The organism is Oxalicibacterium faecigallinarum (genome assembly GCF_014635705.1).
GTDB classification, from domain to species: Bacteria; Pseudomonadota; Gammaproteobacteria; order Burkholderiales; family Burkholderiaceae_D; genus Oxalicibacterium; species Oxalicibacterium faecigallinarum.
In genome coordinates, this window is record NZ_BMDI01000001.1 from 1817851 (window position 1) to 1839773 (window position 21923).

Here is a 21923-nt window from a genome sequence, read left to right on the forward strand (position 1 = left end):
TTAAGACTTCTTGAGAATGTCGAGTGCGACGGCTTCTGCCACACGGATGCCGTCAATGGCTGCCGACATGATGCCGCCGGCATAACCAGCGCCTTCCCCTGCGGGGAACAGGCCGCGTGTATTCAGACTCTGCAGGTCGTTGTCATTACGCTTGATGCGGACGGGCGATGACGTGCGCGTCTCGATCCCGGTCAAGACGGCATCGTGCATCGAGAAACCCTTGATCTGCTTTTCAAACCCGGTCAGGGCCTCGCGAATTGCCTCGATTGCATAATCGGGCAGGGATGGATTGAGATCGCCGAGTTTGACGCCCGGTTTGTAGGAAGGCTGTACGCTGCCAAACGCTGTCGATGGTTTGTTGGCAATAAAGTCACCAACCAGCTGGCCCGGCGCATCGTAATTGCCGCCGCCAAGTTCAAAGGCGCGCGATTCCCAGAAACGCTGCATTTCCATGCCCGCCAGCGGCCCGCCCGGAAAATCCTCCGGTGTAATCCCGACCACGATGCCGGCATTCGCATTGCGTTCATTGCGCGAATACTGGCTCATGCCGTTGGTGACGACACGGCCTGGTTCCGACGTCGCGGCAACCACGGTGCCACCCGGACACATGCAGAAGCTGTAGACCGAACGGCCATTTTTGGCGTGATGCACGAGCTTGTAATCCGCCGCACCCAGAATCGGATGCCCTGCGCTCGGACCGAAACGACAGGCGTCGATCAACGATTGCGGATGTTCGATACGGAAACCCATCGAAAACGGTTTGGCTTCCACGTATACACCGCGTTTGTGCAACATCTCGAACGTATCGCGTGCACTGTGCCCGATCGCCAGCACCACATGATCGGCGTCGAGCTGACTACCATCGGACAGCAGCAGACTGCGGATGCGACCACCTTCGATCACCACGTCATCCACGCGCTTTTCAAAACGGAATTCGCCGCCCAGCTGCACAATCTTTTCGCGCATCAGCTCGATCATCTTGACCAGACGGAAAGTGCCGATGTGCGGCTTGCTGACGTACAGGATTTCCGGTGGTGCGTCGGCGGCGACAAACTCGGTCAGTACCTTGCGACCGTAGTGTTTGGGATCCTTGATCTGGGTCCACAGCTTGCCGTCAGAGAAGGTACCTGCGCCGCCTTCACCAAATTGCACATTCGATTCCGGCTGCAATTCGCGTTTGCGCCACAAACCCCATGTGTCTTTGGTGCGCTCGCGCACGACCTTGCCCCGTTCCAGAATGATCGGCTTGAAACCCATTTCGGCCAGGATCAGCGCAGCAAACAATCCGCACGGACCAAACCCGATGACGACCGGACGACTTTTTAGATCGGCTGGGGCCTGCCCGACATACTTGTAGCTGGTATCCGGCGCGAGCGCGACATGGCGATTGCCCTTGAGACGCTTGAATAAGGCCGCTTCATTCTTCACCGTAACGTCCAGCGTATACACCAGCGAAATCGCACTGCGCTTGCGTGCATCGTAACCACGACGAAACACCGTATGCGACAACAGCTCATCACGCCCAATGCCGAGGTGGCGCAAGATGGCAGCCATCAGCTCGTCATCCGTGTGATCGAGAGGAAGTTGTACGTCGGTCAGTCGCAGCATGCTTGAAGTCCAGCCAACCCGGGAAGAATGCTTTGCCGCCAGGGTTGAATCGGTCGGCAACCCGCTATTTTACTCCAGCGCTCCTTCATTTTTCGCATCCCCACACAGGCAAAACCCGCCTGAAATGAATCACGGCCGCTGCCCGGCGTTGTTTTGCAACACAAGTCCGGACACAGATGAATTGACGGTAGGCAACGTTTTGATTAAGGTGAATCCAGCAAGGCGCACACCGTCGCAGAACGATGACGTATTGCCATCACGATCAGACGTCCATGAGGACGCGATACGACAAAGAGACGAGAGACAGGAGGAGCCATGACCGCATCCCGCATGCGATCTGCCGGCACGCACGACAGCGCACACGAAGTGCTGTCATTCAAGCTTGGCAATGAAGAGTACGGAATCCCGATCCAGAAAGTACAGGAACTGCGCGGCTACGATACCGTCACCCAGATCGCCAATGCACCGGCTCATCTGAAAGGCGTCATCAATCTGCGCGGCACCATCGTACCGATCATCGACATGCGTATCCGCATGCGGCTCGGCACACCCACCTACGACCAATTCACCGTTGTCATCATCCTCAACATCGCCGGACGCGTGATCGGCATGGTGGTTGACAGCGTGTCGGACGTGATCGTGCTGCAACCTTCCCAGATCAAACCCGCGCCCGATATGCACCCGGGCGTGGATACCGGTTATCTGACCGGCATCGGCACCATCGACGATCGCATGCTGATCCTGATCGATATCGATTGCCTGCTGGATGGCGAAGGCATGGGTTTGCTGCGTACCGAAGCTGCCGCCTGATTTTCCTTTCCTTTTTCGCTCCACTGCATGTATTGCAGGAGAGCCTCACGCATGGAGTGAAACATCATGCTGAAGAACATCACGATCAAATCGCTGTTGCTGTTTGTCATGGGCTTGCTATCGCTGCTGCTGATCGGTACCGGCGCGCTTGGCCTGTTTGCGCTGGACAAGACCGATGACTCATTGAAAACCGTGTACCAAGACCGTACCGTGCCATTGGGCAATCTGAACACCGTCATTACCGAACTGACCATCAATCAACTGGATCTGGTGTCATCGATTTATGCCGATCCGGATCAGATGGCCCGCACCATGGATGCCATTGAAGCACGGCTGAAGAAAATCGATACGGCTTACGCCGCCTATATGGCAACCTATGCCAACGAAGAAGAGAAGCAGATCGCCGCCAAATTCGCGGCCGACTACAAGATCTTCGTTGACAAGGCATTGCAACCTGCCGTCACTGCGGCACGCAACGGCAACATCCTGCGTGTGACCGAGATCGTCAATGAAAACATGACCCCGCTCATCCAGCCGGTGCGCAGGGGCATTGATCAGTTGATCGCCATGCAGCTGGAAGAAGCTCAACTCGCCTTTACCCTGTCACAAGAGCGTTTTGTCCTGACGCGCAATATTTCGATCGGCATGATTGTGTTCGGCGTGCTGGTGGCCGGTTTTATGACCGCCATGCTGATTCGCGCGATTGCACGACCATTGCAGGATGCCGTCCAGATTGCACGCAGTGTCGCTGCGGGTAACCTGACGCAGCAGATCGACGTGACATCCAGCAACGAAACCGGACAACTGCTCCAAGCCCTTAAAGAGATGAACAGCAGCCTGCTGCAAACCGTCAGCGCCGTGCGCAACAGCACGGAAACCATTACCGTGGCATCCGGCGAGATCGCATCCGGCAATGCAGATCTGTCGAGCCGCACCGAAGCACAGGCCGGCTCGCTGGAAGAGACGGCGAGTTCGATGGAAGAACTGACCTCGACCGTCAGGCAGAACGCCGACAATGCACGGCAGGCCAACCAACTGGTTGTCACCGCCTCCGAGATCGCCACACGCGGCGGCGAGGTCGTCAATCAGGTCGTGACAACCATGGGGTCGATCAAGGATAGCTCGCGCAAGATCGTCGATATCATCGGTGTCATCGATGGCATTGCGTTTCAGACCAATATTCTTGCCTTGAACGCGGCCGTCGAAGCGGCCCGTGCCGGTGAACAGGGACGAGGCTTTGCCGTCGTGGCGGCCGAGGTACGCAATCTGGCGCAGCGCAGTGCCGGCGCTGCCAAGGAGATCAAGGCGCTGATCGGTGACTCCGTAGGCAAGGTGGATTCCGGGAGTGCACTGGTCGATGAGGCGGGCACCACCATGGATGAGATCGTCGCTTCCGTCAGACGGGTAGCGGACATCATGAGCGAGATCACGGCTGCCAGCCAGGAACAGAGCGATGGCATCGAGCAGATCAATCGTGCCATCAGCCAGATGGATGAAATGACGCAACAGAATGCAGCGCTGGTCGAGCAGGCTGCTGCCGCTGCGCAAAGCATGCAGGATCAGGCAGGCGAATTGTCACGTTCCGTCAGCATCTTCCGTCTGGACGCGCAGCATCAGGTAATGCCTGCAACAACACCGAGCGCGCCCGCTCGGTCAATCGTGAAAACCGACACGGCGGCAAAAGGAATGGCGAGTCAATCTGGCTCCGCTGTCACGACAAAGGCAATTGCCCCGCAAATCAAAAAGCAGGTGATCACGGAAAAAGCAGGCGGTGACGACTGGGAAGAATTCTGACCCCACGTTTTGTACCAATGCGGACAGGATGATTGTCGGCACGCCGGGATTGATAGACAATGACACGCGGCGATACAGAGGATGTGTCGCCGCTTTTTCATTTCAGCCCAACGCCACCACATCCATGAGCGCATCCAGCAAGTCAAAGCATTCCAGGCCCGTTGCTCCAGAAAAGCCATACATCACCGTCCGCAATTCGCCGATTCATGGCCGCGGTGTGTTTGCCTCGCGCAAAATTCCTGCCGATACCTTTATCGTCGAATACGAAGGGGAGCGCATCAGTGAAAAGGAGGCGAGTCGCCGTCACGGCACCGATCCCGACAATCCTTTCCATACATTTTTCTTCAGTCTGGAAAGTGGCAAGCTGATCGATGGCGGCGTCGATGGCAGCGATGCACGCTGGATCAATCATGCCTGCGAACCGAATTGTGAAGCACGCGAGGAAAAAGGACACGTCTATATCTACTCCCTGCGCGACATCAAAAAGGGCGAGGAACTGAATTACGACTACGGACTGGTGCTGGACGAGCGCTACACCAAGAAGGTCAAAAAGAACTATGAATGCCGTTGCGGTGCGCCAGGCTGTCGTCACACGATGCTGGCACCCAAGAAGAAATAAGCCGAAAAGGACGCGCCTCGCTGCGAGAGCGCCCTGATCGTGCCATCGTCAGTGGGTACTGAAAAACTTGAGTCCAACAATTCCGCTGACGATCAGGCCAATACAGATCATGCGCGGCAAGGTCACCGGCTCGCCAAACAGCACCATCCCCAGAATGACTGTCCCCACCGTCCCTATGCCGGTCCAGACGGCATAGGCTGTGCCCACCGGCAGGGTTTTCATCGCCAGCCCGAGCAAGACGACACTCACGACCATGGCGATGACCGTACCGATGCTCGGCCATAGACGCGTAAATCCATCGGTGTACTTCAAGCCAATTGCCCATACGGTTTCAAACACACCTGCTACCAGCAAAACAAGCCAAGCCATTACCGCTCCTCATGAAAACCGCATCACTTGCAGCATGGGATGAGACGTTCAATGCGCCAGCGATGTGCTTATATAACAACAAAATACGTCAAAAAATGAACGTGCAGCAACAAAACTGCTGATCAGACCACAAATTTTCATACTGGCAGATAAAGAGCGGGGACCGAGAGCAGAGGGAGAAAAAAGTATTGCCTTTCGTTATTCATTATTTCGATAACTGATATGACAAAAGGAAATTGGCTTGTAAACAAGCTGATCCCTATACTTCAGTTGTCTCCTCTATGTCTCCTCCTTTGATATAGATTTAGCCCGCTCCCAGAGCGGGCTTTTTTTTGTTTGCAGTCTGACAGCGCGCTGGAAGCAGCATGTCAGCGCCTTGCTCAACCGGATTTGCGGAAATCGAGATATTCGAAATGTGAATATCGGATATCAGAAATGGAAATTGGCTTGTAAACAAGCCCGTCCCTATACTTCAGTTGTCTCCTCTATGTCTCCTCCTTTGATATAGATTCAGCCCGCTCTCGAAAGCGGGCTTTTTTTTGCCTTTTTTCTGCCATCCGTAGGCATCCTCATTCAACCAGCAGTATCTTCTACCGGCCTGTCTGTTTCTTTTTCGGTGATGTTTTGTGTAAATGGCAATCGCGCGCGTGGTCATTCACCATGCCGATCGCCTGCATATACGCATAGACGATGGTCGATCCAACAAATTTGAAACCGCGTTTTGCCAAGTCCTTGGAGAGTCGATCTGACAATTCGGTTTTGGCGGGGGTATCCCAGGTCGACTCACGCGTGTTCAAAATCGGTTTGCCATCGACGTATGCCCATAAAAACGGATCGAGTCCGCCGATCTCATCGCGCAAGCGCAAGTAGGCCTGCGCATTGGTGATCGTTGCAGCCACTTTGAGCCGGTTGCGCACAATACCCGGATTAGCCAGCAACGCCGCCACTTTTTGTGTGTCATAGCGGGCAATCTTTTCTGCATCCCACTGATCGAACGCTTCCCGATAACTTTCACGCTTGTTGAGAATCGTCGACCAGCTCAGGCCCGCCTGTGCGCCTTCCAGATTCAGCAACTCGAATAACTGCGTTTCATCATGGCAAGGCACGCCCCATTCTTCATCGTGGTACCGAACATACAAAGGATTGGCGAGATTGACCCAGGCACAGCGCGCGATCGTCATAGGATTCCCTTCACAAGCAGGCCAGCATTATCACCCAAGGCTTGAACAAATGTCGTGCATGATCAAGAATGGCGCCTTTCCGGTCTTACCCTGTCCGCCATGCATTCCGCAGCCTTTCAATCCATGCAGCCCTGCTGCCTAACGCTCCTATGAACGCGCGCGTTGCCGTCATTGGTGGCGGACCAGCCGGCCTGATGGCAGCTGAAACGATAGTAGCACAAGGCATCGCCGTCGATCTGTACGATGCCATGCCCTCTGTGGGCCGCAAGTTTCTGCTCGCGGGCAAGGGTGGCATGAACCTGACACATGCGGAACCTGCCGCACAATTTGTTCAGCGCTATGGTTCTCGCAGCGAGCAACTGGCACCGATACTGGCGCGCCTTGACGCGGACGCGTTACGTCTCTGGGCAAAAGAGCTCGGCATCGAAACCTTTGTCGGTAGTTCACAACGTGTTTTTCCGATCGACATGAAAGCCGCACCGTTACTGCGCGCCTGGCTGAAACGGCTGCGCGACCGTGGTGTGCAGTTTCATATGCGGCATCGCTGGCTGGGATGGCACGGCAATGATGCGTTACGGTTTGCCACACCCGATGGTGAACACTATATCCATGTGGATGCGGTCGTGCTGGCGCTGGGCGGTGGCAGCTGGGCACGCCTGGGATCGGATGGCAAGTGGTTACCTGTCCTGCAAGCGCAAGGCATCATCAGCACACCACTCAAGCCTGCCAACTGCGGATTCGACGTCGCATGGAGCGAACATTTCCGTACCCGCTTTGCCGGTGAACCGGTCAAATCGGTGGTGGCATCCTGTCACGGTGTGCACGGCGCTCTGCTGGCGCGTCAGGGCGAGTTCGTCATTGCGGAAAGTGGTGTGGAAGGTAGCCTGATCTACGCCTTGTCATCCGCCTTGCGTGATCGGCTGGATGCAGAAGGCCACGTCACGCTGATGCTGGATCTGGCACCAGGAAAATCAGCCGAGCGCGTTCTCGAAGAAGTCAGCCACCCGCGCGGAGCGCGTTCACTTTCCAGTCATCTGCAAAGCAAGGTCGGGATTGCCGGTGTCAAGGCAGGCTTGTTGCGCGAGGTACTGGGCAAGGACGAATTCAGCAACCCGACACGACTCGCAGCAACCATCAAGGCACTGCCTCTGACGTTGCATGCCACGCGTCCGCTAGACGAGGCGATCAGCAGTGCAGGCGGCGTCTGCTTCGAATCATTGACCGGATCACTGATGAGCAAGACCAAACCCGGCCTGTTCTGTGCAGGTGAAATGCTGGACTGGGAAGCGCCGACCGGTGGTTATCTACTGACCGCCTGCTTTGCCAGCGGCCGTGTCGCGGGTGAAGGCGTACTCCACTGGCTGCAACAACGGACAGCAGGCTGAACTCAGATCAGACCAGGCCGCGGTCTGACAGCTCGCGCTTGATGTAAGCGTAGAACACCGGCGCGGCAATCAATCCAGGAATGCCAAACATCGCCTCCATCACCAGCATCGCAGCCAACAATTCCCACGTGCGTGCATTGATGTGATGGCCGATGATGCGCGCATTGAGAAAATATTCAAGCTTGTGAATGCCAATCAGAAAGACCAGCGAGATCAGCGCAATATGCAGGGAATGGGATAGCCCGATCACGACCAGAATGGTGTTCGATACCAGATTGCCGACCACAGGCAACAAGCCCACCAGAAAGGTCACGACGACCATGGTTTTGCGCAAAGGCAGTTCCACACCGCACAAAGGCAGAATCACCAACAGATAGATGCCGGTCAGTATGGCATTGATCGCTGCAATCCTTACCTGCGCGAACACCACGTTACTGAATGCATTGTGCAAGGTCACGACACGCGCATGCAATGCGGCGGCCAGCGGACGATAAGCAGGCGTGGTCGTGGTATCGAACAGGGCCGCCATGGCACCAATGATCATGCCTATCAGGATATGCGCCAGAATGCGTCCGGCTGTCGCACCGATGGTGCGCGCTTCAATCGCATGTGCATGCAGCCAGTTGACGATCATGGTGCGCAGCGCTTCGGCATCGACCGGCACATACGCCGCCAGCCAGTCGGGAATCTGGCCTCGCGTAGCCTCCAGCACATCGGCCATCTTGCGCAGCAGTACCTGCATGCTGCCGGCATCGCTGCGCAGGAAGGTCACACCACCCCAGATCAGCGCCGTCAATGCAGTCACGATCGCGGCACTGAGCAATGCCACCACAAACATACGGGCGCGCCGCCCAACCAGTTTCTTGCCGAGATGCGGCGCAATCAGCTGCACCAACGCATACACCAGCAAACCGGAAAACAAGGCTGCCAGCAAACCAAGATGCAGCACCAGCAACAAGGCGAGCGCCGCCAGAATGTAAGAAGCAATCGCGATTACCTCACCGCGCTTGTTTGCCGACATCTCTTTTTCGGGGTTTGATGCCATGCTGGTTCCGTTACTTGGCAAGCGGAATCGGATTGCTGCGGGGCACCGGCACGGCTGTCACGGCATTCTGCGGACTGCCTTCAATCAGCTTGTCGGAATAAGTCAGATAAACCAGCGTATTCCGCGCTGAATCAACCACGCGCACGATATGCAGACGTTTAAACAGGATTGATGTGCGTTCGGTAAAGACGTCCTCCTGCTGGGGCAACTTGCCCTTGAATTGCAACACATCGCCAACCTGACGGCAGGCAATCGAAGCATCCGACTTATCTTCGGCCAGACCGACGGTGCCGCTGATGCCGCCGGTACGGGCACGCGAGACAAAACAGGTGACGCCCTGCACCTTGGGGTCGTCATAGGCTTCGATCACGATGCGATCGTTCTTGCCAAGAAAACGGAAGACCGTGCTGACCTCGCCAATCTGCTGCGCCTGTGCGGGCAATGCACATACCGTAGCAATCAGCAGCAACAAGGAAGGAAGGGAACGCATGGGCTTCTCCGAATGAACAAACGAATGAGGACGCACAACAAGATTACCAGTAACCGATGAAACATGATGTGGGGCAGCGCACCGCCCGCTATCTGCATATGCGCGCCTCACTTCGACGATGCGATCACAAGGACAAAGATGTCATAATCGCGCATCCGCCATTTCTACAGGAACAGACCATGATTCTCGAACTCGTCGATCTCCGCATTCAACCAGGCAAGCAAGCCGAATTTGATGAAGCCGTGCAACGCGGCCTCAACACCGTGATCGGCAAGGCGAAGGGCTACCAAGGCCACGCCATCAACAAGGGGATTGAATCCCCGGAACGTTACGTGATTCAGATCTATTGGGAAACACTGGAAAATCATACGGTCGATTTCCGTGAATCGCCCGCCTTTCAGGAATGGCGCGGTATCGTCGGCCCGTTCTTCGCTGCGCCGCCGGCAGTGGAACACTTCAATCTGCTGGCAAAATCGGCCTGATAGACAGATAAGGCGCATGGCGCCGCCAACAAAAAGCCTCGATCCTTGCGGTATCGAGGCTTTTTATTACACAGAACTGCTTTCCGCAGATTACTGCCATTTTTCCGGATGGTAGTTCTTGAAGTTGTCGGCGTAATCACGCATGTTTTCACGCAGCATTTTCTCGAACTCACCGCGGAAATACTTGATGGCCGGATCAATCTCCTTGTTGAAGACTTCAACCGTCGGCGCATCAACCGAAGCAGCGAATGCATTGAAACGGGCAGCAGCATACATGATCGCCGCACAGACCTGGCCACGCTCAGTCGTCTTGCAGGCTTCATTCGCCAGACGGATGAAATCGTCCGCTGCGTCCCAGAATTTCTGATTCGGATCCGGCTCCTTGGAGGTCTGGCGGGAAATGCTTTTGGGTTTGAAATCGTCGTCACTCATGATCAAATTCACAATAATTAAAGAAATCGGGGCGTCGCCATCAGCACAAGCAACGCGAAGCCCGCATTTTCACATGAATTAACATTGCCCGCCCAGGTTCGCTGTCACAACCACGGATCGTAAGTGCCAAAATTCCACAAGCGGCCTTCCGGATCACGACAGCTAAAACCCTGTCCGCCATAGTCCTCAAACTTGAGCTCAACCACAATCGTGGCACCGGCGGCTTTGGCGCGTGCATACATGGCTTCTGCATCCTGCACGATCAGATACGGGCTTTGCGTCTCGAAGCCCCCGATTTCATCCGGCTGCCTGATCAAGCCATCAAAATCCGTCTCGGTCTTGATCGAGCCGATCATGATCATGCCGTTCCCGAACGTCAGTTGCGCATGCACGATCGTGCCGTCCGGATTCTTGTAGATGTCATCCACTTCAAAACCAAACGCCTTGCACAGCCAGTCAACGGCTGCAGTCGCATCGCGATAGCGCATGCCAGGGATGATCGTGGCGGTCGTTTTCTTGGCTGTCATGTGCTCCTCCTCTGATGGGTTTGCATGGATGCCGGCATTAGCGACATTTTGTTATGCGACAGCACCGGATTGGGTCAGTTCCGCTCTCCTCGCAGACGTGCAATCTGACGGTCATGCCAGCGCCGTAGAATCAGCATGGCAAACAAGGCTCCCATGCACGCAAACCACATGTCGGACTGCGTGTCCCACTCGTCGCCCTGCAAACCCAAGAATTCATCCGCACCCTGCCCCATCAACAGGGCCGCCCACCATTCGATCAGTTCATACCAGGCACTGATTGCCATCGCCACACAGATCGACAGAAAGGCCACCATCTTGCGGCCTGTCACATGGCCGTTACGCAGCAGAATTTCCTTTGCCACCAGGGCCGGCACCAGGCCTTGCCAGAAATGGCCCAGCTTGTCGTACGGATTGCGCGCCAGATCCAACCAGTCCTGCACGACAAAACCAATCGGCACCCGCGCATAGGTGTAGGTACCGCCAAGAATCAGGATCAGCGCATGCAGAAAGATCAGGAAGTACAACAGATTGGTCAGCGGAAAACGCTTGTAAGTCCACGCGAGCAACGGGACGGCGATCAACACCGGCATGACTTCCATCAGCCAGGTCGCACGTTCGTATGGATTGATAAAGGAAACAATCAACGCCGCGACAATCAGTGCGACACCAAGCAGCAGCCAACGGATTTGAGAGGAAGACGCAGTATTCATAGGCAGACATATTGGCGCAATAGCAACCACGATACGCTGATTTCGCTCATGTGCCCACTCCCACCTAGCGCACGCGCGGCATGGCCAGCGCATCGATTGCCGGCCCTGCCGTAATGAAGTGCCCGCCCGCCACATGATGAATCGTGCGCAGCTGATCATGCCCGTCAAAATGCCAGCGACCATTGCTGAAGACTCGCTCGTCTGCCTGCGCAAACAGGATTTCACCGAGGAAGAGATCGTAGGTTTCCTGAATATGCGGCTCCGGGTACAAGCGACACTCAAGCCAGGCGACACAACCTTCAATCAAAGGTGCATCGGTAACCTGTCCTGGAAATACGCTCAATCCATACGCCGCGAACTTGTCGATGTTTTCCTCGTCAATCAGCACCTTGCCGGCGCTGCTACCTACCGCTTCCACCATGTGTGCCTGTGCCACGGTTGGTACCTGCAAAGCAAAATGGCCGGATGCCTCCACCAGCGTGCGCGTCCATGTACTTTTGTCCAGCACAACAGCGACCTTACCCGGTTTGAAATCCAGCGGCATGGCCCATGCCGCCGCCATGATGTTGCGCTGGCCTGCGTATGCGGCACTGACCAGAACGGTCGGACCATGATTGAGTAGGCGATAGGCTTTTTCCGCCTCGACGGGACGACGATACGATGTGTTCATACATGACTTTCCTGCCTGATCAAGAGCGAAACGATACCGTGAATGTTGCAATCCTGCATGCGAGACAAGATGTCCACTTGTCAGCCCGATGAACACGCCCGTATGATGCCCACAGTTCGCCCTTCTATTTGCCCGCCACGATGAGAATGACGCTTGTCATGCAACGCAGTGCTGCATGGATCGCCTTGTGCACGATCCTGCTGGCTGCATTGGCGCCGTCGATTTCACACGCCTTGGCCAAACACAATGCGCATGGCATTGAACAGACGGTCGTGGAAATCTGTACGATGGAAGGCAGCAAGATGGTGCAGGTGGATGCAGCACAGCAGCCTGAACCCACGCATCACCAGGAACAGGTCGATCACTTCGAGCATTGCCCGTTCTGTAAAACCAACAGTGTCGCAACGGGACTGCCGGCAACGACCGCACCCCTCATTCATTCCATTCCGCCACGCGGCGCATTCCCCGCGCTCTTCTATCAGGCCCCTCAAGGTCTGTATGTCTGGACCACAGCCTCTCCGCGCGCACCCCCTGCACTTTCCTGATCATTGCCAGACGCTGCGCATCCTCTTGCGGATGTACGCAGCGTCGTTATCCACTGTCAGCACAGACTGATGTCGTGCTGACAAACAGGAACGTGCCAGAAACCCGATTACCCGTACTTGAGTATCACATCGCCATTGAAGCGATGGATGGGTAATCGCCTTCATGGCGCTGCAACCAATTTGCAGGAATAAAAATGATTCGATCCGATCAAGGGATGTTCACGCCGAAGAAAATCGCGCTGCTGATCGCCGTACTGTTCTCGTCCTCCGCCGTCACGCTGGCCCATGCCCAGACCAGAGAAGAAAAGACATTGCCGATAGTAGATGTCACCGCATCGCAAGAAAACAGCAGACTCAATCTGGACACGCCATCCGATACCGGCAGCCGCCTGCGCCTGACACCACGTCAAACACCCGCTACGGTGACCATCGTGGATCGCGCCACCATCGATGCACGCGGCGCAGATGACACGCAGGAAATCCTACAGTCCATTCCTGGCATCACCGCACACAATGCGCCAGGCAGTGTTGGCGTCAGTTACCGTGGTTTCAACAGCAGTTCATTGAGTCAGCTGTACAACGGCATCGACGTCAAATACACGATTGCCAGTCGCGCTATCGATAGCTGGATTTTTGATCGCGTGGAGGCGATCGGCGGTCCCTCGAGTTTTCTATACGGTGCCGGCGCGGTTGGCGGTTCAATCAATTACATTACCAAGCTGGCGCAGCGACAGGATCTTTCCGAGGGTCGCATCCGCTTTGGCTCCGACAATATGAAGGAAGCCTCCATCGGCATCAATCGTCGCATCACCGATGGCGAAGAGGGCGGCCCGTCACATTACGCGCGCATAGACCTCAATCATCGTGATGCGGGCAGCTGGATCGATGGGACGCAAACCAGGTCAACGCAATTGGCAACCTCGCTGTTATCCGATCTCGGACGTGGCCTCACGCATACGCTGGCTTACGAATATCAGAACGAAAAAGTAGATCGCCCATACTGGGGCACACCATTGCTCAATCCGGTCAGCGGCAGTTTGCATATCGATGAAGGCACCCGCTTCAAGAACTACAACAGCGCCGATGCCGTGTATGAGCAACGTGTGCAGTGGCTGCGTTCCATGACTGATCTGAAGGTCAACGACACTTTACAGTTCAAGAACACGTTTTATGCCTACGATGCACAACGAGATTATCGGAATGTAGAAAGTTATCGCTTTGATCCAGCCAACACCAACGTCATTCGCTCGGGTGCATTGCTCCAACGCCACGATCAGCGACTGGTCGGCAATCGCATTGATGGCACGTATCACGGAGAGATTGGCGGCCGGCGCAGTGACTGGTCTTTCGGACTCGATGTCAGTCTGAACAAGCAAACGCGTTTTCCACGCAGCCTGACAGGAACGATCAGCACGGTTGACCCCTATAACTACGTGACCGAGAATTTCTTCAACATTCCCGGCATGAGTCCCGGCTTTAACGCAGATCGCACCAACAAGATCACAACCACAGCGCTTTATCTTGAGAACCGGACCGCATTACTGCCAACACTGAATCTGGTCACGGCACTTCGGCACGAACGTATCAATCTGGATCTGATCAATCGTCGGGCAGTCAGTGCGACCAGTCCCGCGAATTATCAGCGAAGCTATAACCCGACTACCGGTCGAATCGGATTAGTTTGGGACATCACCCCTCATGCGATGGCATATGTTCAATATGCTACGGCAGCCGATCCGCCTGCGGGCTCGCTCTCGACTGCCACCTTTGCCAATGCCATCAACAACACAGACCTGACGACAGGTCGTCAGCTCGAAATCGGCAGCAAGATGGATTTCTGGCAAGGCAAGGGTAATGCTGGCGTGGCGCTTTACAGCATCACTCGCAAGAACGTCGCGGTCACGAGCAACAACATTACGCAATTGATCGGCGAGCAAAGCGCAAAGGGCATCGAGCTATCTGCGGGACTACTCATGACGCCCGCATGGAGCGTCCAGGGAAATCTGTCATACGTGGATACGCAATACGAAACCTTCCTTACCAGCACCGGCGTGTCATTGGCAGGGAATACCCCCGCCAATACGCCATCGACCATTGCCAACTTGTGGACAAGCTATGCATTTACACCCGACCTCAAGGCTAGTCTGGGCATGAGACACGTTGGCAAAGTCTATGCAAACAACACCAATTCAGCGACATGGCCTGCGTACACATTAGTGGATCTGGGTCTTGCCTATCAGATAAACAAGAATCTCTCTCTGGTTGCTCGCGTAAAAAATGTCACAGACAAGATTTACGCTCTGAATGTGAGTAGCGATAACAATGTTCCACAATCTGTCTACCTCGGCGCACCACGCACCGCCGATGTGAGCTTGCGCATCACGTTCTGAACGGAGCACCACGCATGCAAACCCGTTTGAAACGCTGGCTGTTTCTCATCCATCGCTGGCTGGGCATTGTTGCCTGCCTGTTCTTTGCGATGTGGTTTGTCTCGGGGGTCGTCATGATGTACGTCGGCTACCCGAAACTGACCGAGCGGGAACGCTTGCAGCATCTGCCAGCGCTCGATGCACAAGCCGAACTCTTATCGCCTAGTCAGGCATTGCATGTCGCAGGCATCAACGGTGTATTGGAAGAATTGCGACTTGCCAATGCGCGCGGTGGAGAACCGGTCTACATGGCAACACCTGCCGCGGAGCAAACCTCAGCGCAGGCGAAGGCGCGCCAGCGTAACGGGACCGTCATCGTCGATGCCCGGTCGGGGCAACGTCTGCAGCACGTAGATCGCGCGCTGGCACTCGCCAGTGCCGCGGCATACGCCGGACCGAACATCACCACGACCTACATCGATGAGATAGACGAAGATGCATTCAGTCATTCCCGCAACCTCGATAAGCATCGCCCGTTGCATCGCGTACAACTCGACGATGTCGACAACACCTTGCTGTACATCTCAGGCAAGACCGGTGAAGTCGTGCGCGATGCGACACGCAACGAGCGTGTCTGGAATTATGCCGGCGCATGGATACATTGGCTGTATCCGTTCCGCGGCAACGTCTTCAACGCATGGTGGAGCGACATTGTCATCGGGCTTTCCATCGGTGGCATTGTCGTCGCGCTGAGCGGTACGATTATCGGCATATTTCGATGGCGTTTCTCCAAGCCCTACCGCAGTGGGTCACATTCACCTTACCGTGGCGGCTTCATGCGCTGGCACCACATCACCGGACTGCTGTTTGCCTTGATCACCATCACATGGATCTTTAGCGGATTGATGTCGATGAATCCATGGCGTATTTTTGATAGCGGCGCTGCACCCTTGCAAACATCACAAATGCATGGCGGTCCACTCATACTTTCGTCGCAGGATGCCGTACCGGGCACTCTATTGCACGCCGCCGGATCATCAGTAAAGGAACTGCGCTGGACACGCACGCTTGCACAGAACACGGTGTCCGCCTCCGATGCGCAAGGCGCGTCGATTCTGCTGGATAGCCATACCGCACAAGCCCGCGTGATTGATCGACAGGAACTGGATGCGGCTGTCACCCGTTTATTGCCTTACCCGGTGCGCGGCATCACACAGCTGAATGACTACGATCTGTATTACTACGCACGCGATGCGCACACCATGCTTGGCGGCACGGAAAAGCCGCTACCGGTTTTACGTGTGATCTTTGATGATCCGCAGAAAACGTGGGTACATGTCGATCCGCGACCCGGCGCGATCTTGGGAAAAACGGATGAAGCACGTCGCATCAATCGCTGGCTATTTGCCATGCTCCACAGCTGGGATTGGCTGCCGTTGCTGGAAAGACGACCGTTGTGGGACGTCCTCCTGATTGCACTGAGCCTGGGCGGGCTTGTCCTCAGCGTGACAGGCATTGTGATCGGCTGGCGACGACTGGGAATAAAACTGCGATAGGCACCTCGTGCCTGCGTCTACTGTCCGACAACCTGCCGTGCAAGTGATTCGACTGAGGAATCAGGCTGTTGCGAACAGACTTCTCTGATTCAGGCTCAAATAGCCCGGGCGCTGCAGGTCGCCTTTGATATCGCAATGCAGGACTTCACAATTCCTGTACACCTGGCGCAATTTACGTTCGGCATCATTGCGGTCCATGCCACCGATGATGATGCTTTTCAGACAAAGGCCGTCTCTGGTTTTCAGCGAAAAATCGTACTTCAACATCTTGATCCCTTTCACGCTTCTTCATGCACAATGACGTAGCGTCAATATTGCGTTACATACCGTAACGCACAGACATTGTTCATCTTCATCGCTCATTCTGCTATTTTGAAACCATTGCGGCCCAAAATCGCACAAATTGCGCTGGAGCAAACCATTTAGCAAGGAACAGACCAGCTCATTCATGCATTTTTGGCGCAACCTTTGTATGCCCTTGCGGTCACAAAAGGCCAGCCACTACATTTGGAGGAATTTCGTCATGCGCGTCGATATCTACAGAAGAGCGGAACATGCGGGTCATTTTTCCTATCTCGCCGTACCAGAAGGCAAGATCATCCCGGAAGAAGCCATCAACACCGACTGGGAACTGAGCGATCGCGGTGTGGATGTGGATGACGATGCCACGCAGCTTCCCGAATTCGCCATCGACGACCCACATGAACAGATCAGCGCCAAAGGTTATGCCATCACCAGCGTCAAAGCGATCTAGGCAACGCATCCCGCTGCAGTGACCGTCTTGCCAGCTAGCGATTACGACGGTCGCTGCCTCCATTTAGATTCTCGCCGCACCCGTCTTTTGCCAGTGAAAGGTCGCCCTACATGTCGCAATCCTCCGCCACATTGACGCTCCCTGTCTGCTCGTTGTGGACACCGGTTCTTGGCCTTGCCGTATTGGCCACCATGCTCCCGGCACAGGCAGTCGAATTGCGCACCGAAGTCGTGGCAAAGGGACTCGAACATCCGTGGGCGATTGCCTTCATCGATACCAACACCATGCTAGTGACCGAGCGGCCCGGCCGCCTGCAACTCATCCAGGCAGGCAAGCCCATGTCGGCAGTAAGTGGTCTGCCAAAAATACAAGCCGGCGGGCAGGGCGGATTGCTGGACATCATTGTCGACAGCAAATTTGCCAGCAATCGTACGGTCTATTTTTGCTATAGCGAACCCGCCAACGATAAAACAGGTGGCAACGGCAGCTCCACCGCATTGGCATCCGCAAGGTTGTCGGAAGACGACAGGTCGCTCAGCAACGTCAAAGTTCTCTTCAGCCAGTTGCCGAAGTCCCGTAGCGCACTCCATTTCGGATGTCGGATTGTCGAGAATCCAGATGGCACCCTGTTCCTTGGCCTGGGCGAACGCTACCACCGCGCGCAGGACGCACAGACACTGGACAACCATCACGGCAAGGTTGTACGCATCAACAAGGACGGCTCCGTCCCCAAAGACAATCCATATGTCGGCAAAGCGGGCGCTCTGCCTGAAATATGGAGCATCGGACATCGCAACATTCAGGGAGCAACGCGCGGGCCCAACGGGCAGCTATGGATTCACGAGCACGGACCACAAGGCGGTGATGAGATCAACCATCCGGAACCCGGAAAAAACTATGGCTGGCCGGTTATCACCTACGGCGAGCAATATGGCGGCGGCAAGGTTGGTGAAGGTATTACATCGAAATCGGGCATGGAACAGCCGGTCCACCACTGGACACCCTCGATTGCAGCGTCTGGCATGACCTTTCTGAATAGCGATCGCTACGGCAAGGCATGGCAGGGAAATCTGTTTGTCGGCTCACTGGTATTCCGCAATCTGGAGCGATTGGAGATCAAGGACGGCAAAGTCGTGCGCCAGCAAAAACTGCTGCCGGATTTAAAAGCACGCGTCAGGGATGTGCGAGAGGGGCCGGATGGCTATCTGTACATTGCAACAGATGAATCTGCAGGACAAATCCTGAAGCTTCTGCCCGCGAAGTAAGGTTAGGATTTGAGAAGAATACGGCCGGTTAAATCACGTGATGCGCATGGTTCGCGCATGTATATGGGCGTGATCAGGCCGTGGTATTGAAAGGATTGACCTGCGCGGTCGCATTCGCGACCTGTGCATCAAACCGACCGTAGGTCTGCACAAGTTGCGTCGTGATGCGGTTGACGATGTCACGCTCCTGCTGCGAGGTTTGCTCTACTTGCTGCACCTGCGCCTGCTTGGTCTGGAACGACACCAGTTCCTGCAGCCCAACCAAACCATCACTATTCATATCTGCAACACTGCTGCTCTCTACCGCAGTCGACTGCACCGGCACGCCCAAAGCTGCAGGCACCGAAGCAGACTCTGCCACAACATCGGTTACGTCAGCACTGCTCAGCGCATCAGCCGCACTCGCATCCTGCGGTGCGATCTGGCTCACGCCTGCAGCAAACTGATCGGCAGAAATTTGCTCATTACCATCGGCCAGCTCCTGCAGCAGTTGCTCAACCTTCTGCGCGTTCGCTTCGCTGTCGTCCGACATCTTGTCGAACGCCGCCTGCAATGCCTGGCGATCAAGGTAGCCCTTGTTTTCCACATCCAGACTGGTGAATACGGTTTGCGCCGTCGGATTGCGAACAGCAATTTCTTCACGGGAAAAACGGGACTGATCCAGTTGCGCCGCCAGCTCATCACCGAGCTGTACGTCGGCAGGGAAGCCACGGGCATAACCAATGCCGCCATCCCCGGTATCCTGATCCGCCGGACGGGTCAGGGCAGTCTGGCGAGTCGGCTTTTCGGTGCCTTGCAGAATGTCATCGGCCTTGGCCAGTAAATCGGTCGCAACCTTGGCCGAGTCGGTCTTCTGGACCGCCCATCCTCCATTGTTTATGCCACCGATCATGATGTCCTCCGCTGAAAAAGTCCGCCCTCAGGCGAACACATGTCCGATCATCTTTGCACATGAATCGGCGAGTGCCAAGGTTTACAAGGCTCAGGGACGGAAATTTAACAAAATATTGAGATTGATGCGTGGATTTGTGAGCTCCCTTACAATAGCGCTCTTATCAAAAGGAGTAACCATGTTTGGGGAATCCCTCGAAGCCTTGCTTCAACAGAAACGTGTTCGCCTCGGCCTGGCTGTAATTTGCATCTTTTTTGCCGTCATCGGCGCGCAACAGTTGCTGAGCGGTGCCAATGAAAACGACTGGCTGCGCGGAGGCGGCAACCTGCTGGCGTGGGGTGGATTTGCGGTTCGCAATCTGACCAAGGCTTACGGTCGCGAACAAAAGGGCCTGAATATTCCGATCAACGTCGGGATTGTGATGATCATTGCTGGCTGGTTTGTTGGAAAGTAAGTGCCCGCCATCGTGGAAAGTTACGCCAAACAATATCAGCACTTTAAAGGTGGCCTGTACAACTTTATCTGTGCAGCCCGTCTTGAGTCCGATCCGGATGTCACGATGATTGTCTACACGGCAGCCGATGGCTCCTACTGGACACGACCTTCTTCTGTTTTCTTTGAAAAAATCGAGCATCAGGGCAAAACGGTACAGCGCTTTACACCGGTCAAGGATTAATCCCAAGACACACGCCAACGTGTCGCCGACCTGTCAGAATGGCATGCCAACCTGCCACGCTTAACCGACACGCAACTGCCACGGGAGCGCACCATGATTGCCGTCATCTTTGAAGTCGTTCCGCATCCGGATCATCAGGCAGATTACTTTGATGCGGCTGCGGCCTTGAAACCCTTGTTGCAAACCATCGATGGGTTCATTTCCATCGAACGCTTCGAAAGCCTGGCACAGCCGGGCAAGTTTGTTTCCCTGTCTTACTGGCGGGATGAAGAAGCGGTGCGGCAATGGCGCAACTTGGAAGCGCATCGTCATACGCAGGCTGCAGGTCGCCAGACCATTTTTGAAAATTACCGCCTGCGTGTCGCGCATGTCGTGCGCGACTACGGCTTGCACGATCGGGCCCAAGCACCGACCGACTCACGCACCGCACACAAGGACTAGCATCGCCCGTGCCTGCGTCGCATCAGCGCGTGTTCAGTGCGCGCTGTATTTTTTTGTCGGTGTTGTACTGACTTAATGCGTACACAGCCCAGATCGCGGCTGGCACCCAGCCGATCAAGGTAATCTGCAGAATCAGGCAGACAATGCCCGCAATCGGACGACCGATCGTAAAAAAGGTCAGCCACGGCAAAATCAGTGCAATCAGCAATCTCATGGTCGTTCCTTGATGAAGTGATGATGAATCAGTCGTGCGCTCTGTCCTTGCTACGCAACTCAACGCAGACGCGCACTCAAACGCTCGAATTCCTCTTCGAGACTATTGGCTGGCAACGTGCTGTTGCCTCGGCTGTACCAGTAGCGGGCATTGCTCAAGTCGCCTTCCACACGATGAAGATAACCGTGGATCTGGCACGACAGTTCGTCGCCGTGCACCTGCACCAGCGCGTGAGACTCTTCCCAGTTTCCGGCTTTCGCCAATTCCAATACTTTTTTGTGATCGCACGCCATCGCGCTTCCTTCCTGTTACTTCTCGGTTGCTTCGGACGTCAGCCAAAGCGCTCCACTTCAAAAATCTCTGCATACGGTGCATGGACCGTCGCACCCGCCTGACGATTGATCGCCAGCACACGTTCGTCGAACCCCTTGCCGCGGGTATGCAGATTACGCTGATGTTGCGAACAATGCAGCCGCAACAACGCAGCTTTCCATTCTGCAGATGCTTCGTCAAACGGCGTATACAAATCGGTACGAATCTTGACGGTCTTGGCGTCCTGATTCAACACTGCCCACATCGACCATTGCTCGGCCAATGCCACAGCGCGGAACAGGGCATACGTCCGCTGATGCGTGACATTGCTGTCATTACCATGCGGCATGAATACCAGTTGCGGCGAGCGTGCTGCCAGATAATCCCGAATGCATGCATGATTTGCATCATCCAGCTTTGGATTCCCGCTTTCATCCGGCGGCAGTTTCAGGAACGTGATGCGTTCGAGTGGCAAGCCGAAGAAAGCACAACTGTCTTTCTGTTCGGCTTCACGCAAATCGCCTTTTTGCTGATCCGTCGTCGCGCCCGCAAAACCATCCTCCACACCGCTGGCACCGGTCGTGAGCACCGCGAGATGGATCGCCGCCCCTGCCTGATGAAAATGTCGCAAGGTCACGCCAATCGCATCGAAATCATCCGGATGCGGTGCCAGCACCACAATGCGTGGCGGCACTGCCATCGACAAAGCATGCAGTGCAAGCGGGCGCGGTGTCTGTGGAAAATCCCACACGTCAGTCGTCATCTTTGTTTCCCGCA

27 protein-coding genes are annotated in these 21923 nt (G+C 55.4%); 13 read left to right on the forward strand and 14 right to left on the reverse strand.

The window, feature by feature from the left end; all coding sequences use genetic code 11:
* Complete coding sequence (locus IEV29_RS08670) at positions 1-1608, reverse strand: NAD(P)/FAD-dependent oxidoreductase (protein WP_188380794.1); 1608 nt, start codon at positions 1606-1608, stop codon at positions 1-3.
* 315 nt (positions 1609-1923) lie between these two features.
* Between IEV29_RS08670 and IEV29_RS08675 the strand changes: the two genes are divergently transcribed.
* From IEV29_RS08675 to IEV29_RS08685, 3 genes are all read left to right on the forward strand, one after another.
* Positions 1924-2418, forward strand: a complete 495-nt coding sequence (locus IEV29_RS08675) for a chemotaxis protein CheW (protein ID WP_188380795.1) — start codon at positions 1924-1926, stop codon at positions 2416-2418.
* 66 nt (positions 2419-2484) lie between these two features.
* A complete protein-coding gene (locus tag IEV29_RS08680; RefSeq protein WP_188380796.1) occupies positions 2485-4212 on the forward strand; it encodes a methyl-accepting chemotaxis protein in 1728 nt (575 codons plus the stop codon).
* 124 nt (positions 4213-4336) lie between these two features.
* On the forward strand, positions 4337-4831 hold the full coding sequence (locus tag IEV29_RS08685) for an SET domain-containing protein (RefSeq protein ID WP_188380797.1): 495 nt from the start codon (positions 4337-4339) through the stop codon (positions 4829-4831).
* Positions 4832-4879: 48 nt separating this feature from the next.
* Here the strand turns inward: IEV29_RS08685 and sugE are convergent, their stop codons facing one another.
* Both sugE and IEV29_RS08695 read right to left on the reverse strand, forming a co-directional pair.
* The gene (sugE, locus tag IEV29_RS08690) at positions 4880-5200 is read right to left on the reverse strand and encodes a quaternary ammonium compound efflux SMR transporter SugE (RefSeq protein WP_188380798.1); all 321 of its coding nucleotides are present in this window, start codon (positions 5198-5200) and stop codon (positions 4880-4882) included.
* Positions 5201-5790: 590 nt separating this feature from the next.
* A complete protein-coding gene (locus IEV29_RS08695) occupies positions 5791-6381 on the reverse strand; it encodes a DNA-3-methyladenine glycosylase I (protein ID WP_188380799.1) in 591 nt (196 codons plus the stop codon).
* Positions 6382-6530: 149 nt separating this feature from the next.
* On the opposite strand from IEV29_RS08695, the gene IEV29_RS08700 reads away from it, so the two are divergent.
* Complete coding sequence (locus IEV29_RS08700) at positions 6531-7766, forward strand: TIGR03862 family flavoprotein (RefSeq protein WP_188380800.1); 1236 nt, start codon at positions 6531-6533, stop codon at positions 7764-7766.
* A gap of 7 nt (positions 7767-7773) precedes the next feature.
* On the opposite strand, the gene IEV29_RS08705 is transcribed toward IEV29_RS08700, so the two are convergent.
* The gene (locus IEV29_RS08705; protein ID WP_229726287.1) at positions 7774-8811 is read right to left on the reverse strand and encodes an AI-2E family transporter; all 1038 of its coding nucleotides are present in this window, start codon (positions 8809-8811) and stop codon (positions 7774-7776) included.
* A gap of 10 nt (positions 8812-8821) precedes the next feature.
* The gene (locus tag IEV29_RS08710; protein WP_188380801.1) at positions 8822-9301 is read right to left on the reverse strand and encodes a CreA family protein; all 480 of its coding nucleotides are present in this window, start codon (positions 9299-9301) and stop codon (positions 8822-8824) included.
* A 179-nt stretch (positions 9302-9480) separates the two neighbouring features.
* Here IEV29_RS08710 and IEV29_RS08715 point away from each other — a divergent pair, with 179 nt between their 5' ends.
* Positions 9481-9783: an antibiotic biosynthesis monooxygenase family protein gene (locus IEV29_RS08715; protein ID WP_188380802.1), complete on the forward strand. Its 303-nt coding sequence runs from the start codon at positions 9481-9483 to the stop codon at positions 9781-9783.
* A gap of 90 nt (positions 9784-9873) precedes the next feature.
* On the opposite strand, the gene IEV29_RS08720 is transcribed toward IEV29_RS08715, so the two are convergent.
* From IEV29_RS08720 to IEV29_RS08735, 4 genes are all read right to left on the reverse strand, one after another.
* Positions 9874-10215: a DUF3144 domain-containing protein gene (locus IEV29_RS08720; protein WP_188380803.1), complete on the reverse strand. Its 342-nt coding sequence runs from the start codon at positions 10213-10215 to the stop codon at positions 9874-9876.
* A 104-nt stretch (positions 10216-10319) separates the two neighbouring features.
* The gene (locus IEV29_RS08725) at positions 10320-10742 is read right to left on the reverse strand and encodes a VOC family protein (RefSeq protein WP_188380804.1); all 423 of its coding nucleotides are present in this window, start codon (positions 10740-10742) and stop codon (positions 10320-10322) included.
* Positions 10743-10816: 74 nt separating this feature from the next.
* A complete protein-coding gene (locus IEV29_RS08730) occupies positions 10817-11452 on the reverse strand; it encodes a DUF2238 domain-containing protein (protein ID WP_188380805.1) in 636 nt (211 codons plus the stop codon).
* A 64-nt stretch (positions 11453-11516) separates the two neighbouring features.
* Complete coding sequence (locus tag IEV29_RS08735) at positions 11517-12122, reverse strand: flavin reductase family protein (protein ID WP_188380806.1); 606 nt, start codon at positions 12120-12122, stop codon at positions 11517-11519.
* Positions 12123-12268: 146 nt separating this feature from the next.
* On the opposite strand from IEV29_RS08735, the gene IEV29_RS08740 reads away from it, so the two are divergent.
* From IEV29_RS08740 to IEV29_RS08750, 3 genes are all read left to right on the forward strand, one after another.
* The gene (locus IEV29_RS08740) at positions 12269-12667 is read left to right on the forward strand and encodes a DUF2946 domain-containing protein (RefSeq protein WP_229726288.1); all 399 of its coding nucleotides are present in this window, start codon (positions 12269-12271) and stop codon (positions 12665-12667) included.
* Positions 12668-12861: 194 nt separating this feature from the next.
* Positions 12862-15057, forward strand: a complete 2196-nt coding sequence (locus IEV29_RS08745) for a TonB-dependent receptor (protein WP_188380808.1) — start codon at positions 12862-12864, stop codon at positions 15055-15057.
* A 14-nt stretch (positions 15058-15071) separates the two neighbouring features.
* Entirely contained in the window at positions 15072-16592 is a 1521-nt protein-coding gene (locus tag IEV29_RS08750; RefSeq protein ID WP_188380809.1) for a PepSY domain-containing protein, read from the forward strand.
* 60 nt (positions 16593-16652) lie between these two features.
* Here the strand turns inward: IEV29_RS08750 and IEV29_RS08755 are convergent, their stop codons facing one another.
* On the reverse strand, positions 16653-16859 hold the full coding sequence (locus tag IEV29_RS08755; protein WP_188380810.1) for a hypothetical protein: 207 nt from the start codon (positions 16857-16859) through the stop codon (positions 16653-16655).
* Positions 16860-17115: 256 nt separating this feature from the next.
* Here IEV29_RS08755 and IEV29_RS08760 point away from each other — a divergent pair, with 256 nt between their 5' ends.
* Together IEV29_RS08760 and IEV29_RS08765 are read left to right on the forward strand one after the other, a co-directional pair.
* Positions 17116-17346: a DUF6139 family protein gene (locus IEV29_RS08760; protein WP_188380811.1), complete on the forward strand. Its 231-nt coding sequence runs from the start codon at positions 17116-17118 to the stop codon at positions 17344-17346.
* Positions 17347-17537: 191 nt separating this feature from the next.
* Entirely contained in the window at positions 17538-18611 is a 1074-nt protein-coding gene (locus IEV29_RS08765) for a PQQ-dependent sugar dehydrogenase (RefSeq protein WP_188381133.1), read from the forward strand.
* 73 nt (positions 18612-18684) lie between these two features.
* Here the strand turns inward: IEV29_RS08765 and IEV29_RS08770 are convergent, their stop codons facing one another.
* Positions 18685-19503: an EF-hand domain-containing protein gene (locus tag IEV29_RS08770; RefSeq protein ID WP_188380812.1), complete on the reverse strand. Its 819-nt coding sequence runs from the start codon at positions 19501-19503 to the stop codon at positions 18685-18687.
* Between the two features lie 178 nt (positions 19504-19681).
* Between IEV29_RS08770 and IEV29_RS08775 the strand changes: the two genes are divergently transcribed.
* From IEV29_RS08775 to IEV29_RS08785, 3 genes are all read left to right on the forward strand, one after another.
* The gene (locus IEV29_RS08775; protein ID WP_188380813.1) at positions 19682-19957 is read left to right on the forward strand and encodes a hypothetical protein; all 276 of its coding nucleotides are present in this window, start codon (positions 19682-19684) and stop codon (positions 19955-19957) included.
* Positions 19958-20179, forward strand: coding sequence for a DUF1653 domain-containing protein (locus IEV29_RS08780; protein WP_229726289.1), 222 nt, complete (start codon positions 19958-19960; stop codon positions 20177-20179).
* Between the two features lie 93 nt (positions 20180-20272).
* On the forward strand, positions 20273-20620 hold the full coding sequence (locus IEV29_RS08785; RefSeq protein ID WP_188380814.1) for an antibiotic biosynthesis monooxygenase family protein: 348 nt from the start codon (positions 20273-20275) through the stop codon (positions 20618-20620).
* Positions 20621-20642: 22 nt separating this feature from the next.
* Here IEV29_RS08785 and IEV29_RS08790 read toward each other — a convergent pair whose 3' ends face one another.
* From IEV29_RS08790 to IEV29_RS08800, 3 genes are read right to left on the reverse strand one after another with little or no spacing between them, the layout of a single operon-like run.
* Complete coding sequence (locus tag IEV29_RS08790; protein WP_188380815.1) at positions 20643-20834, reverse strand: YqaE/Pmp3 family membrane protein; 192 nt, start codon at positions 20832-20834, stop codon at positions 20643-20645.
* 59 nt (positions 20835-20893) lie between these two features.
* Positions 20894-21127, reverse strand: coding sequence for a hypothetical protein (locus IEV29_RS08795; protein WP_188380816.1), 234 nt, complete (start codon positions 21125-21127; stop codon positions 20894-20896).
* Positions 21128-21165: 38 nt separating this feature from the next.
* On the reverse strand, positions 21166-21909 hold the full coding sequence (locus tag IEV29_RS08800; protein WP_188380817.1) for a PIG-L deacetylase family protein: 744 nt from the start codon (positions 21907-21909) through the stop codon (positions 21166-21168).
* Between the last annotated feature and the right edge of the window lie 14 nt (positions 21910-21923).

Bases quoted from the DNA above. Each gene is read 5' to 3' on its own strand.
- IEV29_RS08670 (WP_188380794.1), bottom strand. From the start codon at position 1,608: ATGCTGCGACTGACCGACGTACAACTTCCTCTCGATCACACGGATGAC.
- IEV29_RS08740 (WP_229726288.1), top strand. From the start codon at position 12,269: ATGACGCTTGTCATGCAACGCAGTGCTGCATGGATCGCCTTGTGCACG.
- IEV29_RS08675 (WP_188380795.1), top strand. From the start codon at position 1,924: ATGACCGCATCCCGCATGCGATCTGCCGGCACGCACGACAGCGCACAC.
- IEV29_RS08685 (WP_188380797.1), top strand. From the start codon at position 4,337: ATGAGCGCATCCAGCAAGTCAAAGCATTCCAGGCCCGTTGCTCCAGAA.
- IEV29_RS08800 (WP_188380817.1), bottom strand. From the start codon at position 21,909: ATGACGACTGACGTGTGGGATTTTCCACAGACACCGCGCCCGCTTGCA.
- IEV29_RS08720 (WP_188380803.1), bottom strand. From the start codon at position 10,215: ATGAGTGACGACGATTTCAAACCCAAAAGCATTTCCCGCCAGACCTCC.
- IEV29_RS08735 (WP_188380806.1), bottom strand. From the start codon at position 12,122: ATGAACACATCGTATCGTCGTCCCGTCGAGGCGGAAAAAGCCTATCGC.
- IEV29_RS08705 (WP_229726287.1), bottom strand. From the start codon at position 8,811: ATGGCATCAAACCCCGAAAAAGAGATGTCGGCAAACAAGCGCGGTGAG.
- IEV29_RS08715 (WP_188380802.1), top strand. From the start codon at position 9,481: ATGATTCTCGAACTCGTCGATCTCCGCATTCAACCAGGCAAGCAAGCC.
- IEV29_RS08695 (WP_188380799.1), bottom strand. From the start codon at position 6,381: ATGACGATCGCGCGCTGTGCCTGGGTCAATCTCGCCAATCCTTTGTAT.
- sugE (WP_188380798.1), bottom strand. From the start codon at position 5,200: ATGGCTTGGCTTGTTTTGCTGGTAGCAGGTGTGTTTGAAACCGTATGG.
- IEV29_RS08760 (WP_188380811.1), top strand. From the start codon at position 17,116: ATGCGCGTCGATATCTACAGAAGAGCGGAACATGCGGGTCATTTTTCC.
- IEV29_RS08785 (WP_188380814.1), top strand. From the start codon at position 20,273: ATGATTGCCGTCATCTTTGAAGTCGTTCCGCATCCGGATCATCAGGCA.
- IEV29_RS08770 (WP_188380812.1), bottom strand. From the start codon at position 19,503: ATGATCGGTGGCATAAACAATGGAGGATGGGCGGTCCAGAAGACCGAC.
- IEV29_RS08765 (WP_188381133.1), top strand. From the start codon at position 17,538: ATGCTCCCGGCACAGGCAGTCGAATTGCGCACCGAAGTCGTGGCAAAG.
- IEV29_RS08790 (WP_188380815.1), bottom strand. From the start codon at position 20,834: ATGAGATTGCTGATTGCACTGATTTTGCCGTGGCTGACCTTTTTTACG.
- IEV29_RS08755 (WP_188380810.1), bottom strand. From the start codon at position 16,859: ATGTTGAAGTACGATTTTTCGCTGAAAACCAGAGACGGCCTTTGTCTG.
- IEV29_RS08730 (WP_188380805.1), bottom strand. From the start codon at position 11,452: ATGAATACTGCGTCTTCCTCTCAAATCCGTTGGCTGCTGCTTGGTGTC.
- IEV29_RS08795 (WP_188380816.1), bottom strand. From the start codon at position 21,127: ATGGCGTGCGATCACAAAAAAGTATTGGAATTGGCGAAAGCCGGAAAC.
- IEV29_RS08710 (WP_188380801.1), bottom strand. From the start codon at position 9,301: ATGCGTTCCCTTCCTTCCTTGTTGCTGCTGATTGCTACGGTATGTGCA.
- IEV29_RS08680 (WP_188380796.1), top strand. From the start codon at position 2,485: ATGCTGAAGAACATCACGATCAAATCGCTGTTGCTGTTTGTCATGGGC.
- IEV29_RS08750 (WP_188380809.1), top strand. From the start codon at position 15,072: ATGCAAACCCGTTTGAAACGCTGGCTGTTTCTCATCCATCGCTGGCTG.
- IEV29_RS08725 (WP_188380804.1), bottom strand. From the start codon at position 10,742: ATGACAGCCAAGAAAACGACCGCCACGATCATCCCTGGCATGCGCTAT.
- IEV29_RS08775 (WP_188380813.1), top strand. From the start codon at position 19,682: ATGTTTGGGGAATCCCTCGAAGCCTTGCTTCAACAGAAACGTGTTCGC.
- IEV29_RS08700 (WP_188380800.1), top strand. From the start codon at position 6,531: ATGAACGCGCGCGTTGCCGTCATTGGTGGCGGACCAGCCGGCCTGATG.
- IEV29_RS08745 (WP_188380808.1), top strand. From the start codon at position 12,862: ATGATTCGATCCGATCAAGGGATGTTCACGCCGAAGAAAATCGCGCTG.